This is a genomic window from Clostridium tanneri (assembly GCF_033659955.1).
GTDB classification, from domain to species: Bacteria; Bacillota; Clostridia; order Clostridiales; family Clostridiaceae; genus Clostridium_AM; species Clostridium_AM tanneri.
The window spans coordinates 186939-202433 of record NZ_JARUJP010000006.1 but is presented as its reverse complement, the minus strand read 5'-3'; the positions used below and the strand labels follow the sequence as shown (position 1 = coordinate 202433).

General features: G+C 33.9%; 14 protein-coding genes and 1 other annotated feature. Of the genes, 9 read left to right on the top strand and 5 right to left on the bottom strand.

What is annotated here, in order from left to right; translation table 11 throughout:
- Nucleotides 1-75 precede the first annotated feature (75 nt).
- Nucleotides 76-1164, top strand: coding sequence for an NAD(P)-binding protein (locus P8V03_RS07445; RefSeq protein WP_318797657.1), 1089 nt, complete (start codon nt 76-78; stop codon nt 1162-1164).
- 130 nt (nt 1165-1294) lie between these two features.
- Here P8V03_RS07445 and P8V03_RS07440 read toward each other — a convergent pair whose 3' ends face one another.
- Together P8V03_RS07440 and P8V03_RS07435 are read right to left on the bottom strand one after the other, a co-directional pair.
- Nucleotides 1295-1753: a MarR family winged helix-turn-helix transcriptional regulator gene (locus P8V03_RS07440; RefSeq protein ID WP_318797655.1), complete on the bottom strand. Its 459-nt coding sequence runs from the start codon at nt 1751-1753 to the stop codon at nt 1295-1297.
- Nucleotides 1754-1784: 31 nt separating this feature from the next.
- Entirely contained in the window at nt 1785-2120 is a 336-nt protein-coding gene (locus tag P8V03_RS07435) for a YnfA family protein (RefSeq protein ID WP_318797668.1), read from the bottom strand.
- 200 nt (nt 2121-2320) lie between these two features.
- Here P8V03_RS07435 and P8V03_RS07430 point away from each other — a divergent pair, with 200 nt between their 5' ends.
- Nucleotides 2321-2938, top strand: coding sequence for an NfeD family protein (locus P8V03_RS07430; protein WP_318797653.1), 618 nt, complete (start codon nt 2321-2323; stop codon nt 2936-2938).
- 17 nt (nt 2939-2955) lie between these two features.
- Nucleotides 2956-4344, top strand: a complete 1389-nt coding sequence (locus tag P8V03_RS07425) for a flotillin family protein (RefSeq protein WP_261673344.1) — start codon at nt 2956-2958, stop codon at nt 4342-4344.
- 54 nt (nt 4345-4398) lie between these two features.
- Here P8V03_RS07425 and P8V03_RS07420 read toward each other — a convergent pair whose 3' ends face one another.
- Entirely contained in the window at nt 4399-5727 is a 1329-nt protein-coding gene (locus tag P8V03_RS07420; RefSeq protein ID WP_261673343.1) for an FMN-binding glutamate synthase family protein, read from the bottom strand.
- A 301-nt stretch (nt 5728-6028) separates the two neighbouring features.
- Here P8V03_RS07420 and P8V03_RS07415 point away from each other — a divergent pair, with 301 nt between their 5' ends.
- From P8V03_RS07415 to P8V03_RS07405, 3 genes are all read left to right on the top strand, one after another.
- Nucleotides 6029-6601, top strand: coding sequence for a phosphatase PAP2 family protein (locus P8V03_RS07415; RefSeq protein ID WP_318797649.1), 573 nt, complete (start codon nt 6029-6031; stop codon nt 6599-6601).
- Between the two features lie 187 nt (nt 6602-6788).
- Nucleotides 6789-7604, top strand: a complete 816-nt coding sequence (locus tag P8V03_RS07410; RefSeq protein WP_318797647.1) for an MBL fold metallo-hydrolase — start codon at nt 6789-6791, stop codon at nt 7602-7604.
- 595 nt (nt 7605-8199) lie between these two features.
- Nucleotides 8200-9588: a peptide MFS transporter gene (locus P8V03_RS07405; protein WP_318797645.1), complete on the top strand. Its 1389-nt coding sequence runs from the start codon at nt 8200-8202 to the stop codon at nt 9586-9588.
- A 94-nt stretch (nt 9589-9682) separates the two neighbouring features.
- Here the strand turns inward: P8V03_RS07405 and P8V03_RS07400 are convergent, their stop codons facing one another.
- Nucleotides 9683-11464 carry an urease accessory protein UreH domain-containing protein gene (locus tag P8V03_RS07400; RefSeq protein ID WP_318797643.1) on the bottom strand — a complete coding sequence of 594 codons (1782 nt, stop codon included), beginning with the start codon at nt 11462-11464 and terminating at the stop codon, nt 9683-9685.
- A gap of 166 nt (nt 11465-11630) precedes the next feature.
- On the opposite strand from P8V03_RS07400, the gene P8V03_RS07395 reads away from it, so the two are divergent.
- The 3 genes from P8V03_RS07395 (at nt 11631) to P8V03_RS07385 (ending at nt 13608) form a co-directional block, all read left to right on the top strand.
- Nucleotides 11631-12671 carry a C40 family peptidase gene (locus P8V03_RS07395; RefSeq protein ID WP_261672874.1) on the top strand — a complete coding sequence of 347 codons (1041 nt, stop codon included), beginning with the start codon at nt 11631-11633 and terminating at the stop codon, nt 12669-12671.
- 136 nt (nt 12672-12807) lie between these two features.
- Complete coding sequence (locus P8V03_RS07390; protein ID WP_261672873.1) at nt 12808-13008, top strand: alpha/beta-type small acid-soluble spore protein; 201 nt, start codon at nt 12808-12810, stop codon at nt 13006-13008.
- Nucleotides 13009-13116: 108 nt separating this feature from the next.
- A complete protein-coding gene (locus P8V03_RS07385; RefSeq protein ID WP_318797640.1) occupies nt 13117-13608 on the top strand; it encodes a DUF6803 family protein in 492 nt (163 codons plus the stop codon).
- Between the two features lie 450 nt (nt 13609-14058).
- Here the strand turns inward: P8V03_RS07385 and nhaA are convergent, their stop codons facing one another.
- Entirely contained in the window at nt 14059-15258 is a 1200-nt protein-coding gene (gene nhaA / locus P8V03_RS07380) for a Na+/H+ antiporter NhaA (protein ID WP_318797666.1), read from the bottom strand.
- Nucleotides 15259-15396: 138 nt separating this feature from the next.
- Nucleotides 15397-15453: a sequence feature (sodium ion sensor (DUF1646 type); this cis-regulatory element may regulate processes involved in with the transportation of sodium ions), on the bottom strand.
- Between the last annotated feature and the right edge of the window lie 42 nt (nt 15454-15495).

The window sequence follows — 15495 nt, the reverse complement described above, 5'->3', positions numbered from 1 at the left end:
TTAGTTTTTTAATGCTTAATAAATAGCCGTATTTAAACTAATAATAGTATAAAAAGGAGGAAAGAAGGTAGATTTATGAAAGTTGCTATTATGGGGGCTGGATTATCCGGACTAGCCTGTGCCATTATTTTAGAACAGCAGGGCATTTATCCTACTATATTTGAAAAGAGAAGTAGAGTTGGTGACAGGTTTGTAAATATGGAGAACATTTTTAATATACTAGAAAGACCAGTAAGTGATTCTTTAAATTACTTGAAAGATACCTATGGAATAACCCTAAAACCAATAAGTGAAGTGAAGGAAATAACAGCACATTCAAAAAATAGAAAAGGACACTTAAAAGGTAACTTTGGGTATTCTAATATTAGAGGAAGACACGAGGACTCTTTCGAGAATCAGCTACTTTTAAAGATTAAATCCCAAATAATTTATAATTCTCAGTGTAGTTATAATGAATTGTTAAAGGATTACTCACATATTGTAATAGCCACAGGGAACGGAGAGGACGCCGCTAGCATGAAAAATTACACACAGGATTTACAGGTTAGCATAATAGGTGCTACTATAGGTGGAGAATTCAATCCTAGCCATATTAGTACTTGGTATAATAATGATTTTGCACCTAAAGGATACGGATATTTAGTGCCTTTTTCACAAAGCAGAGCACAAATTTCTATTGCATACCCAGAGTATATAAAAGAAGATAGAATAGATAAGGATGAGTTGTGGAGTAGATTTTGCCAAGAGGTTCAAGAAGATGTTGGAAATAACTTAAACATTACTGATAACTTTAGTATTAAAGGATATAAGGTAGGTATTTGTAAGAAGCCTAAGATTAACAACACCTATTTTACAGGAAATTGTTTTGGTGCTATTATGCCTGCCTACGGATGCGGGCAAATTCCAGCTATGTTAACGGGTATATATGCAGCTTTGGATATATGTAGAAAGGGAAGTTATGATGAATTAACTAAGCCACTTCGACAATCCTACGAAGATTCACTAGTACTTAGAAGAGGTTTAGAAAAACTGGATAATGATAAACTGGATGTTTTAGTTTCCATACTTAACAGAAATCTGACTAGTCGAGCCTTAGATAAAAGTGTTGAGTTTAATTTTTTAAAGTTAATAAGTAAGTTCTTAAAACCTTTTATAAGGGATTAGAAATATATACTTTTAGAAAAAAGATACAGGAGAGTATTATTGATACACATCAATTAGCATAATACTTTTTAAATTTTCCTCATCTACATCATATTAGACAAATAGTGGAATGAGATTACAAGTCATTCCACTATTTGAGAAAATCTTTTTCGTAACTTATAATAGCCTCCTTAAGTTTATTGAAGGAAATAAGGAATTTTTCTGTTTCTTCTATACCTAATTCCTCTAGAATTTTGGAAAGATGTTGGGTTTTAATATCTCTGACCCTCTTAAAATCCGGACAGTTTTCAGATAGAAATATTTTAACAGTTCTACGATTTTCTTCAGGAATTTCTCTTATTAGGTTACCATTTTTCTCTAGACGATCTACAATTCCAGAAACGGTGCTTTTGGATAAACTCAATCTTTTGCTTAATTCATTCAAGCTGATTCCTGGATGCTCAGATAGGATATTCATAAGCATTATTTGGGGAACTGTGAAACCCAAGTCATCTGCTTCTTTTGTTATATGGCCTTTTAAAATTTTGCTTAACAATCTAAATATATCTATAATTTCCTCAGCATAATTGATTAGTTGTTGATTCACCATGCACCACTCCTTTACCTATTTGTTTTTATTGTTATCCTCGTGGAGAATACATAATTATTAGTACTCCAATGAGAGCGATAAATCCACCAATTAAATCAAATCTATCAGGAACTATGTTATCTATCTTCCATCCCCATAAAATTGAAAGAACTATGAAAATTCCACCATAAGCGGCGTAAACTCTTCCGAAGTTAGAGTTAGGCGGTTGAAGAGTTGGTACAATTCCGTAGATAATTAAAGAAACAGCACCAGCTAATCCATACCAAAAACTTTTACCATCCCTTATCCACAGCCACACTAGGTAGCCTCCACCTATTTCAAATAATCCAGCTAGTATAAAATAAAATATTGATTTAATAATTTCCAAGTGCATTTCTCCTCTCCTGTTATTCTTTACTTAAATACATGATAATAAATTATCATATTATGGAATATTTATCTATAGGTAGTCTAAAGATAAATAGGAAAAAGGCTGAATTTATAAATAAACAAAATTATTTAATGAGAAAAGTAAGATGACTTACAGTTTTATGGTATAATGGTACTGAATGGGAAAGGGGGAGAGTTATGATAGAATGGTGGAATGGCATACCAGTCTTCGAAAGGTTTTTTTGGATAGTGGCTTTTCCTTCTAGTGTTATTTTTGTGATTCAGACTATTATGACTTTATTGGGAATAGAGAATGGACATGACTTTGAAGTGCATAATTTAGATATGTCTCAAGATCTTCATGAACATAATATATTGGGCAATGAAAATTCGTTAGGTATTTTAGATGTTAAATTTAAATTATTTACCATAAGAAGTATAACTGTATTTTTTACCGTATCTTCATGGGCAGGAATTGTAGCTGAAAGGCATGGTAAAGAGCATTTGACTTCATTGCTAATAGCTATGTCCTTAGGATTTATAATGATGCTTGTTGTTTCCTTTATATATTACTTTGTTCAAAAACTTACAGAAGAAGGAAACATGGATATTAACAATGCCATTGGGAAAGAAGGAGAAGTTTATTTAACCATACCAAAACAGGGGGAAGGCTCAGGAAAAATACAGGTAGTGGTGCAAGGGGTCTTAAGGACTATGGATGCTGTTACTTATGGAGAAAAACTGGCTACAGGAGAGAAAGTAATAGTTATTAAAGTTGTTGATAACCAACTTTTGTTGGTTGAAAAAATAAACTAAGTTAGGGGGATTTGCTTGTGGAATTTTCTTCAATTATACTAATTTCAGTTATTATAGCGGTAATTTTTATTACTGTTATTTCAGTAGTTTCCAGGTATAAAAAATGTCCATCAGATAAGGTTCTTGTAGTTTACGGTAAAACTGGCAAAGGGAACGACGGAGCTTCTCGTTCTGCCAAATGTATACATGGTGGTGCAGCATTTATTTGGCCTGTAATTCAAAGTTATGAGTTTTTAGATTTAACTCCTATTTCTATCGAAGTAAACTTAACCAATGCCTTAAGTAAACAAAATATAAGGGTTGATGTTCCTTCAAGGTTTACTGTAGGTATTTCTACAGAACCTACCATCATGCCTAATGCAGCTGAAAGATTATTAGGATTACAATTAAGAGATATTCAAGAACTTGCTAAAGATATTATATTTGGTCAGTTAAGACTGGTTATAGCTACAATGGACATTGAAGAAATCAATTGTGATAGAGATAAGTTTCTTGCTAATGTTTCTCAAAATGTTGAAGCAGAACTCAAGAAAATAGGTTTAAAACTTATAAATGTTAATGTAACAGATATTAAGGATGAATCTGGATATATTGAAGCCCTCGGTAAGGAAGCAGCAGCTAAAGCTATAAATGATGCAAAAAAATCTGTTGCAGAGAAAAACCGTGATGGAGCTATAGGTGAGGCTAATGCTAAACAAGAAGAGAGAGTCAGTGTATCAGAAGCAAATGCTAAGGCGCTGCAAGGGGAGAATTTAGCAAAAATAACTGTTGCTAACTCAGAGGCAGAAAAGAGAGAAAAGGAAGCGGAAGCAAACAGGAGAGCTATAGCTGCAGAAAAGGTTCAGGCAGCAAAGGCGTTAGAGGAAGCATATATAGCAGAGGAACTAGCAGAGAAGTCTCGTGCTGAAAGAGAAAGAGCAACTAAGGAAGCAGATATTATAGTCCATGCAGAAATTGAAAAAAGAAAAGCAGAAATTGATGCTGAAGCAGAAGCGGAAAGAATCAGAAGACAGGCAAAAGGGGAAGCAGATGCGATACTTGCTAAGATGGAAGCACAGGCTAAAGGTACAATGGAAATACTAAGTAAACAGGCAGAAGGTTTTAAAAGGATAGTAGAGGCAGCAGGAGATGATGCACAAAATGCAGTAATGCTTATGATGGCTGATAAAATGGAGGAACTTGTTAAACTTCAGGTTGAGGCTATTAAAAATATTAAAATTGATAAGATTACTGTTTGGGATAGTATGGGCGGTAATGGAACACCAGCTACTGCTAATTTTCTTTCTGGAATGATGAAATCTATCCCACCACTAGAGGATGTTTTCAAAACAGCTGGCATGGAACTGCCAAAATATTTAAAAGGTGACTTGCTCAAAGAAGAGCAGAGGGATGAAGTAGAGATATAAAACAGGAGAGTTCATTAATTCCCAAGGGTAAATTAATGAACTCTCCTTAAATATTTAAGAAGGATAACCAGCGTAGCCTATTCCTAAAACCTCTGAGAGTTCCTTATCAACGGAAACTAAATCCTTAGAATTCAGCTGGTTTATGTTATCCTTTCCCATTGCAATTAATACTAGCTTCATCTCTTCTACAGAAGAAGTTAAAAAATTAGCTAATGTTTCAGCGCCTCTATCAATATCGAGCCTGTCTGTTAGCTTTCCATTATACAGCACCATTTGTGGAGCAGGATATTCAGGAAGAGCCTTAGTAATTTGACTTTGAATTAGTGCCATAAGTGCTATTGTTCCTATATAAACTGCATTAGCACCAAGGGCTAATGCTTTAACAAAATCTCCAGGTGTTTTTAAACCGCCAGTTATAATCAAGTCATACTTATTCTTTACACCCTTACTATCCAGGTATTTTGCTGCCCTTGATAGAGAATACAATGTTGGAAGTCCTACATCATCCTGCAGAGTAACCATAGATGCTGCGGTACCACCTTCGGAACCATCGATTACTATAAAATCTACATTTGTTTGTAAAATTACGTCTAATTCCTTTTCAATGTAATGAGTACCTGCAATTTTAACTCCAATAGGCACATCATACTGAGATTTTAAATTATTTAACAAGTTAATGATATCCTGCGAACTGTTTATACCTTTAAATCTTGCTCCACGAATTCCGTCTTGCCCATGTTTTAGGTGCCAAGTTTCTCGCATGTGTTGTCTTATTTTATCTGCCTTAATATTAGCAGGTAATGCACCACCCCAAGCACCCTGACCTAATTGCACCTCTATAGCATCAAGTCTTGAAAGTTGATCTTTTGTATTCATTACTTCATATCGATTATATTGACCTATAAGAAGGCTGGCACTTTCTCTTTCCTCATTTGAAAGAGCAGATTCCCCTGTATTAGTAGCTGTACCTACTTTACTAGCAGCTTTTGCTAATGAAACCTTTGCATCAAGACTTAAGGAACCACCATAGGACATTGCTGAAATCATTATAGGCATGCTTAACTTTAATGGTTTTTTTGCATTTTTTCCTATTGTAACTTCTGTGCTTATAGTAGTGTTATCAGCTGTAGGCAGTGAAAACAATTGAGTAGGATTTAAAAAAAGTTTACTCCAGTAGGAATGCACATTAGGACTTCCTAAAGGGCGTTCAAGTGCTTTTCCCAGTTCTCCTCTCAAACAAGCTTCTAGTGCTGCATGAACTGTTACCTTTTGTGCAGTTGTTACTGTGTCAAAAAGATTTTCACCGTACTGAGTTGTAAGTAATTTTGGAAGCATATTGTCAATTAAAGCATTTGAAACGTATCCTGTAATACCTTCAATCATGAAAATTCTCTCCTTTAAACTAGTATTATTTATTTTATTATTACTTTTTTATAAGCTAGTTATTCTTAATTATAGTTATCACTAAAGAAGATTATCCAGGAACCTACTACCTTGCTTTCAAGTTATTCTTAATTATAGTTACCACTAAAGCTAAGATTAGGAATAAATAATCCATTAATTACTCCTCCAATGACAATAAAAAGTACTACTATAAGTAAAAAAAATATTGTATTATATATACTATCAGGAAGAGGTTATTAAAATGAAACCTTATATTTAGGATAAAGGGGAGGTAACTGTGATGCAAAGCCTACAAAATATGGACCTAAATTTGCTAAGGTTTATCCATGATAATTTGCAAAATCCTATACTAGATAGAATAGTACCATTCATAACTTATTTGGGAAATGGAGGCATACTTTGGATCACTATAACAGTTGCTTTAGTGATTACCAAAAGGTATAGAAGGATTGGATTAATATGTGGACTAGCATTATTGGTGAATACTATTATTGGAGAGGGAATATTGAAACATTTATTTCAAAGACAGAGACCTTTTGTACTAGTGCCAACTGTTGATTTAATAATACCTAAGCCATCATCATACTCTTTTCCGTCAGGGCATACATCAACAGCCTTTGCTGCTGCAGGTATACTAGCAACTCAGTTTAAAAAATATAGGGTACCGATTATTATACTAGCGGTGCTGATAGCCTTATCAAGACTATATCTCTTTGTGCATTATCCGTCAGATATCTTAACAGGAGTTATAGTGGGATTATTTTCCGCAAAGATAGTGCTAAGATTTTATCCATCAGATAAAAAATATAAATTGGGAGTTCCTAAACAAGGCTTTACTATAAAAGAAGACTGATGATTATATATTTTGTCATCAGTCTTTTAATATTGGTTATATAACCATGTTTTGAAAATAACAAACTTGTGAAGAAGTTGACAAAGCTATTGGATAGTTAAAGCTTTTAGTAATATAGTGATTTTAATATGCACATAATATCTATAGAATATGAGTAAATTAAAGTCATTTACTGGAGGTATTTATAATGATAACTGAAATGCTTCACAAAATATCTAATGTTACCATGAAATCCGAACAAGTTACAGAAGACATTGTACTTTTACAATTTACTATTGTTAATGCATGTTTAGTAGGAAGTAAAGATGGATTTGTTCTTGTGGATACAGGTATGGAAAATTCAGCAGATTTTATTTTAAAAGAGGTGGCGGAAAGATTTGGTAGGAATACTAAACCTAAAGCAATTATACTTACTCATGGTCATTTTGATCATGTGGGATCAGTGATTAATTTAGCAAATCATTGGAATATACCAGTATACGCCCATCAGTTAGAGCTTCCTTATCTTACAGGGAAGAAGGACTATCCTCAAGGAGACTCAACAGTAGATGGAGGATTGGTATCAGAAATGTCTTCAGCCTTCCCGCACAAGGCTTTAAATTTAGGTGATAAGATTCACTCTTTACCACAGGATGGAACAGTGCCTGGTATGCCAGAGTGGACCTGGATACATACACCGGGACATACAGAAGGGCATATTTCATTATTTCGTGATAGAGACCGTACAGTTATAGCAGCAGATGCCTTCTGTACTTTAAAACAGGAATCACTATTCTCAGTGCTTAGCCAAGAAGAACAGATAAGTGGACCACCTAAATATTTAACTACAGACTGGAAGGCAGCAGAGCAATCAGTGAAAAAAATTGCAGAATTAAAACCGGCATTGGCAATAGTAAGTCATGGTTTACCAATGAAGGGAGAAAAATTAAGAGAACACCTACTAATGTTAGTTAATGACTTTAAAGAAATTGCGGTACCAGAACAGGGACGCTTTGTAAAATAACATAAGTTAAATTTTTAATTAACAAATTCTAAGTTTCAGATATGAGAAAAGTCTTTAATTGTCATTATAATAGACATATTAAACCATAACCATAGGTAAACTCTGTCAGAAGCTTAGAATTTTGTCTAATAAGAGGTTGATATTTTAAATTTACTTGACAAAATAATGCTATATCATATAATTACATTGTGAGTTAAATCTTGCAGTGCTTAAAACAAAATTATGGTAATGATAAAGGTCAAACTATTATACTAATAAAAAAGTTTAATTAACATTAAATGCAACTAATTTATCAGTATGATATAAGAAAGTTGCCATAGACTAGTTGGTGAAAACGTTTTTCTTGTTGAAGGAAATTATTCCAAATTAAACCAAAAAATTGAAGCAGAGAATTTGTATTTTTATGCAGTTATCTATGCTCCAATATATTGGTATGTCATAAATACGGAAGAGCTTAACGGTGATGAAAAACTATATTAAATAGTTATCATAAACTTGTGTACGAGAAATTAGCAGAGCACCTAAGTGATCAATAGAGGGTGTGGCTGAAATCCTATACAGGAGAAATAAAAAATATATTCAAAGGAGGAAAATTATGAGTGAAACACTAGCAAAGAACAAACGTCCTTTTGGTTTCTATGTTTGTTCAATATCGTTCATGTTAGAAAGAATGGCATATTATTCTGCCAAGTATTTAATTTTCGTTTTTGTTGCTGCTACGGTGGTAACAGGTGGATTAGGTCTCACAAAGGTTGAGGCTGCACTTATTCAATCAAATCTTGTTGCTTTTACGTACCTTGCACCTATTGTTGGTGGATACATTTCCGATAGATATATCGGCGCTAGATACTGTATTCCTGTTGGATTAGCTTTGATGGCTGTGGGATACTTTGTAGGTGGATTCGCAACCAGTGTTACAACTATGAATATAATGGTGGCCCTTGTAGCCATTGGTACGGGCCTTTTCAAAGGTAATGTTTCCGCAATTAACGGTTCTTTATTTGAAGATGAGAAACAGCTGGATTCAGCATTTTCAGTTCAATATTCCTTCGTTAACTTGGGATCCTTTATTGGAACAACATTTGTTGGTATTCTTGTAGCAACTACTTTTGCAAATGGTGCTATTCAGGGATTTAGACCTGCGTTTCAAGTATGCGGTGCCATCTGTCTTATTGATGCTTTATGGTTCCTTTTTGGGACAAGATTTCTTGGAGAAGTAGGTAAAAAGCCTTTTAAAGAGGGCAAACACGTTGAAAAGAAAGTTGAAACTGAAGTCAAGCCATTAACAAAAGTGGAGAAAAGAAAGGTTTTTGCAATTGTCTTAGTATCTATGTTTTCAGTTGTATTCTGGGTATTCTGGTATCTAACTTATTTGGCTGTTTACGATTACGGCGCTCAGTTTGTTAACATGAATCTAGGTAGCTTTGCAGTGCCTCTTTCATGGTTCGACTCTCTAAATGGTTTGGTATGTATTGCTCTTGGACCAGTATTGGCCGCATTGTGGTTTAAGCTTTCCAAGGGTCCTAAGGGTGATTTAAGTTTATTCAAAAAGTTAGCACTAGGACTTGGTTTTCTAGGAATGTCTTTCTTGATGCTTGTATTTGCAGAACTTTCAAGAGGTGTAGGGGCAGCAGATACATCTAAGGCAAGCATAGTTTGGATCATAGCATTTGGTATACTTCTTAGTATAGGAGAAATGTTGTTCTCACCACTTGGAAATTCCTTTGTTACTAAGTATGCACCAAACAAAATCTATTCAGTATTAATGGGAGTTTGGATTTTTGCTACCTTTGTTGCAGGTAAATCCTATGGATACCTGTATGCTATTGCTTCAAAATATCCAATAATGCAGTCCTATGTTATCATTCCGGTCATCTTGTTTGTATGTGCAGCATTACTGTTCTTATTTGATAAGAAGCTTGTAAAACTGTTAGAAGATAAAGACTCTGATAATAATGATAACAACATAGCTGAAACTGCATAAATGTTAATATAACAGATCTATTTTATAAAATAAAAAAGATGACTTCCTTGTATTACAGAGAAGTCATCTTTTTTTATAGTTTAGCTAAATCCGGCTATTCAATGTATTTTTTTCTTATTTCCTCAAGATTAGCTTTTTTTACATCCTCTACAACTTCGATAACACCAAGAATAGTTTCATCTTTAACTATCCCATAGCCACCTAGTTTATCGAAAGTTATCTCTAGGTCCACAACTCCTTTTTTTCCTTCAAAATATGTTAGTACATCACCGGTTTCAGCAGATACCAAATCAAATCTTCCTTCAGCGTTATCAAAGGAAGTTAAGTCAAAGGTTAGCTTAGTCTTTTTGTCCTTATCTACAACAACGATGAGAGGCTTTAGTTCGTAACCAACTCCTTTAATTGTAGTGCTTTGATTATTACCAACTACCAAAGCTTTGTTAACTACTATCTCAGTAGGAACTTTACTTAAATCACCGTAAATACTGTCCTGTTGAGGTACAGCAGCGCCTCCTCCACAGCAGCCGCTGCTTCCTGCAGGAGGCAGGGAGGAATCTGTTTTGGATGTATCCACTGAATCTAAATTATCTGTTACTTTAATAACTCCTCTTATCATTCCCATCCAGCAGCTAAAGGTAATATCATCAGCTGTTGGTGTAAATTCTATTATATTTTCTCCACTTTTTAGTTTTTTTCTTATATTTTGAGAAGGAACAACAATTTCGTTATTACAGGATGTAATTTGCTTACCATCAATTATCCATTTAACTGGAATACCTTTTTGGACATAAAAAGCATTAGGAATATATCCGCTGCTGTCTGCAGTCATATTTATAATTTGAACACCATCTTTTAATGTAGCTTTAGCTACATTTGCACCAGAAGATCCTACAGCCCTTTGTGGCATAAGTGAGCCTATTGTAGGGAGGTTTACACCGGCTAGTGCCAGGCCTCTTCTTCCCATTATAAGCCCAAGAACCACCACAAGAATTCCGCTAAATTTTAAAATTTTCTTTGTATACCCTTTGCTTAGCAGTCCTGAAATTGCACCAAAAGTCATCATTAAAGGCACTGTTCCAAGAGCGAATATAAACATTGATAAGGCGCCTTTTAATGCACTACCTGTGCCTAAAGCATAGAGCTGCATAGTTTGCAGGGGGCCGCAGGGCATAAAGCCGTTTAAAATACCTACTACAAAAGGGGCTTTTGGTTTGTTTTTAACCTTACAAAAAGACCAAGGAAGTTTTACTTGAAGCTTCCTAAACAAGGAAAAACCAGCCATATTAAGCCCCATTATGATCATAAATATCCCTGCAAAAATTTGAAGTGCTGATTGAGTTCTTAAAGAAAGAGATAAAACAGAACCTAGGGCACCAACTATGCCTCCTAAAATAGTATAAGAGATTACTCTTCCTAGGTTATATAATAATGTTGGTTTTATTGCTTCCAGCTTACTAGTGTCTTTATATGATAAACTTTGAGAGAGCATTATTCCACCGCACATACCTACACAGTGAATAGATGTCAGGATTCCCACTATAAACAGAACAAAGTAGGTAGCACCATTTAGCATACTGCTCATATCAATTCCAGAAGTTGAAGAACCAAGTAGAATAATAGCTGCTGCGATTACAAATATTCCAGCTAGATGAAAGCTTCCAGATTTTTCAGTAGAGTACCCTGCATTATTTATAATAGTTTTTAGCTCATTTAAGCTGCACAAATCCGAATCGAACTCAATAGCTACAAATTGTTTAACATAATCTGCTTTTGCCTTTAAAACTCCAACTTGCTTTAAAAGCTTTCCTTCAATAGTCTTTTCACAAGATGAACAGGTCATATCATATACTTTTATCTTTATTTTTTTTAAAGTCATAAATCCACCTCTTAATCAATAATAGCTTCAGTTATTATTTAGAAGTATACAACATTTTTATGTAGAATTTATGAAGATAAAAGTGTAAATTTTAAATTGAAACTTTACATTATTAGAAATTAATGATATTTTATATAGTATATGTGATTGAATAGGAGTGGTAGCAGTGAACAGAACAGTAAAAGTTTTCTTATTAGCACTGGCGACGGTTTTTACAGTTAATGGTGCAGTTTTTGCAGCGCCTAGAAGCAATTCTCAGTCTCAGGTTGAGAATTTAGAGATAAATATTGAAAAGCTAGACAATCAAATAGAAAGCGTGTTACATAATTTAGAGGATAATAAAAAACAGATAGCTAAAACAGGAAATGATATAAAGACTGCAGAAAAGGAAATAAAAACTGCGGAAGATAATATAAAAAAGCAACAAGGTATATTTAATAGTAGAATGAGAGCAATGTACATAAATGGTTCTAGTGGATATATAAATTTAGTATTGGATTCAGAAGGTATTGGAGATTTTATTTCAAGAGTTGATATGATGAAAAGAGTTATCAGCTTTGATAAAAAAGTAGTAGAAGATTATAAGGTAAAGCAGAGTGATATTAAAAATAAAAAGGACAAGCTAACTGCAGAAAATAAAAGGTTAGTATCTTTAAAATCAGATAACGAAAAAAAATTATCTAAACTTAATGAAGATAAAGAAAAGCAAAAGGCTTTAGTTGCCCAAGCAAGACAACAACAAAGGCTATTAGCTTCAGCAGACCAGGCTGTAGTTAATAGTGCATCAAAACAGGTTCAGGATATAAGGAAAGCAGCACCTAAAGTAAATTTATCAAGAGGTGCAGCATCAACTAGCAGTAACAATGTAATAGCCTATGCTTCCAATTTTTTAGGAACACCTTATGTATGGGGTGGAACTTCTCCTAATCCTGGCTTTGATTGTTCAGGATTTGTTCAGTATGTTTATGGACACTTTGGTGTATCTACAGGCAGAACAACTTACGATCAAATAAATCATGGGGCAGCTGTATCAAGAGACCAGCTTCAGGCAGGAGACTTAGTGTTTTTTGGGACAAGCGGAAACCCTACTCATGTAGGTATTTACCTAGGAAACGGTGCCTACATTCATGCTCCTCAGACAGGAGATGTAGTAAAAATATCACCACTTAATAGAAGAGATTATTTAACTGCAAGAAGAGTTAATTAATAATATATAAAAAAACCATCTTTAGTAAAGGATGGTTTTTTTTCATTTAATTTAATAGGTTAATAATCTTATAAATGCACAAACTGTCATTACAAAGGAAATTTAAATTAAAGAAAAGCTAAGGAGGAATAACATTATGGCAAGCAGAAATAGTAATAGAGTATTAGTACCAGAAGCAAAGGCAGGATTAAATCAATTTAAAATGGAATCAGCTAGAGAAGTAGGAGTAGATTTAAAAGAAGGCTATAATGGAGATCTTACAGCAAGAGAGGCTGGATCAGTAGGTGGAAACATGGTTAAAAAAATGGTTGAAGCTTATGAGCAAGGTTTAAAATAATATGAAGAAAAAAATCAGGTAGGTCATTTACTACCTGATTTTTTTCTTCATATTTTCTTCATAAGAAAGTGATATTATCTTCTCAAAGAAAAAGAGGAGGTAATAACATTGAACATGACACATTATATGTCCCTTCTAGCAGAGAATCAGCCTTGGAACTTAATAATATTTATGGCTATACCTGTTATAATGGCAGAAACACTTACCATAACTGAATTTTTTATTATTTTTAACAGAACTAAAAGTGGTGGCCTAAGGACGCTGAATAAAGTAGTTGGAATTTTTGATGGTTTTTATTTTACAGGAATTTTTATTTATCTATTGTTTAATGCAGTTATTCCTTTAACCAAAACTGGTGGTTGGCATACCTGGGTAGATGTGGTAGCTGTTGGTTTTTATCTAAGTGGAGTTTTATTCCTACTTCCAATTGCATTAATGGAGCTAGGTATTATATTTAGAAAAAAGACTGACAATGAAAAAATGAAAATTCATTTTATTTTAGTAGGTGGTTTCTTAGTTGTTGCACATATTGCAATGATTTTTGGTATGGTAGATCCTTCAATTATAAATGATATGTCAAATATGAAGATGGATATGTAGCATTATTATGCGACACAAAGGTAGCCTAGCAATTAGACTTGGCAGCCTGTGTATGTGGGCAGTTATGTAGTGTTCTATTAGCCCTCACTTCGACAACAGCCTCTAATGCTGGCTCGATTTTTAAAAAGGTCAAATTTTTCAATGCGTCTCTTCGAGAACTGAAAAATTTGAGTCCTTTTTAAACTCGCCAGAATAAGAGGCTGTAGTCTTGATTGAAGCTAATTTTCACACTACATAACTACCTACACACAGGTTACTAAGTTTTAATTCTTACCATAACTTTCCTTTTTATCTAAATAAAAATATCCTTATATTATAGGGCGATAAGCCCTAGCGTTATAAAACTTTTGGGTGCACTAAAAACAGGTGTGTAGGTAGCAGTATACCTCTATCGGTCACACCGGTGTTCAGTGCACCCAAACTTTTAGTATTTAGGACAATGGCCTAGCTTTAAGTTTTAGCCTCAGTCTTAATGGATTTTAAAACTAAAAATCCTGCTAGTGCCGATACAACGGATGCAGATATTATACTAATCTTAGCAGTAGACAATAAAGGCCCCTCAGTAAAGGATAGTGATGCAATAAATAATGACATTGTGAACCCAATACCGCTAAGTAAGCTGGCACCGTAGAGATGCTTAAAGGTTACTTTTGAAGGTAGCTTAGAGATTTGAAATTTAACTAATAAATAAGAGGTTATAAAAATACCTAATTGTTTTCCTAAGAAAAGACCTAGGAAAATCCCAAGACTGACAGGGTTTAAAAACTGTTCAGTAAAGCTGTTGATTTGAATGGTTACCCCTGAGTTAGCTAATGCAAATATAGGCATTATTAAAAGTGCAGACCAAGGCTCTAAAAGATGTTCTAGTTTATACAACATTGATTTTTTGAATGTACGAATATCTCTTCCAGATGGTATTGTCATTCCAAGTAAAACTCCAGCGAAAGTTGCATGTATACCGGACTTTAAAAAGCTAACCCACATAATAAGGCCTAAAGTTAGAAATACAGGGACGGAGTTGACTTTGAATTTATTTGCCAGTATAAGAATTATTAGTATTGCCAGAGCAATTATAAGGGCTATCCAAGAAATTTGGTTAGTATAGAATATAGCAATTACCAAAATAGCACCAAGGTCATCTACTATAGCTAAGGCAGTTAAAAAAACAGCAAGGCCTTTAGGTGCTTTTTTCCTTCCTACTAACGAAAGTATGCCTAAGGCAAAGGCTATATCAGTGGCCATAGGTGTACCCCAACCAGCAATAGTTTCTTGGTTATAGTTAAACACTATATAAATTAATGCAGGGATAATCATTCCACTAAAGGCAGCAGCTACAGGAAGTATGGTTTTTTTAATATCCTTAAGTTCACCAACTAGCACTTCTCTTTTAATTTCCATGCCAATGACAAAGAAAAACACAGCCATTAGCCCATCATTTATCCAATGAAGAACTGACATTGATAAGGAGTACTTACCATATCCAATGGTTACATAGCTATGCAGTATATTGTTATAAGTAGATGCTATGGGAGAGTTTGCAGCAATTATTGCTATAATAGCGCAAATCATAAGTACAATGCCGCTAGTAGATTCATGTTTGAAAAATTCTCTAAAAGGGGCAAGAATTTTACGTGCAAGTTTTACCATAATTTAATCACTCCTTTATGTTATCTAACTAATAGTCTAATCACAGATAATAATATTATTATCTGTATAACTTTAAATTGTTAACCTTTTTTGTTTAGTAGCATAAATGCAAAAAATAAAAAGAAGGAAAACTCATAAAAGAGTTTCCCTCCCTAGAAACCGAACTGCTTGAAAGCAAATTTTTAAATTTGCCCAACCGATAAGTATTCTTTTTGTTTTGTAGTAAAAATTATATCTTTA

Bases quoted from the DNA above. Each gene is read 5' to 3' on its own strand.
- P8V03_RS07445 (WP_318797657.1), top strand. From the start codon at position 76: ATGAAAGTTGCTATTATGGGGGCTGGATTATCCGGACTAGCCTGTGCC.
- P8V03_RS07440 (WP_318797655.1), bottom strand. From the start codon at position 1,753: ATGGTGAATCAACAACTAATCAATTATGCTGAGGAAATTATAGATATA.
- P8V03_RS07430 (WP_318797653.1), top strand. From the start codon at position 2,321: ATGATAGAATGGTGGAATGGCATACCAGTCTTCGAAAGGTTTTTTTGG.
- P8V03_RS07420 (WP_261673343.1), bottom strand. From the start codon at position 5,727: ATGATTGAAGGTATTACAGGATACGTTTCAAATGCTTTAATTGACAAT.
- P8V03_RS07415 (WP_318797649.1), top strand. From the start codon at position 6,029: ATGCAAAGCCTACAAAATATGGACCTAAATTTGCTAAGGTTTATCCAT.
- P8V03_RS07410 (WP_318797647.1), top strand. From the start codon at position 6,789: ATGATAACTGAAATGCTTCACAAAATATCTAATGTTACCATGAAATCC.
- P8V03_RS07405 (WP_318797645.1), top strand. From the start codon at position 8,200: ATGAGTGAAACACTAGCAAAGAACAAACGTCCTTTTGGTTTCTATGTT.
- P8V03_RS07400 (WP_318797643.1), bottom strand. From the start codon at position 11,464: ATGACTTTAAAAAAAATAAAGATAAAAGTATATGATATGACCTGTTCA.
- P8V03_RS07390 (WP_261672873.1), top strand. From the start codon at position 12,808: ATGGCAAGCAGAAATAGTAATAGAGTATTAGTACCAGAAGCAAAGGCA.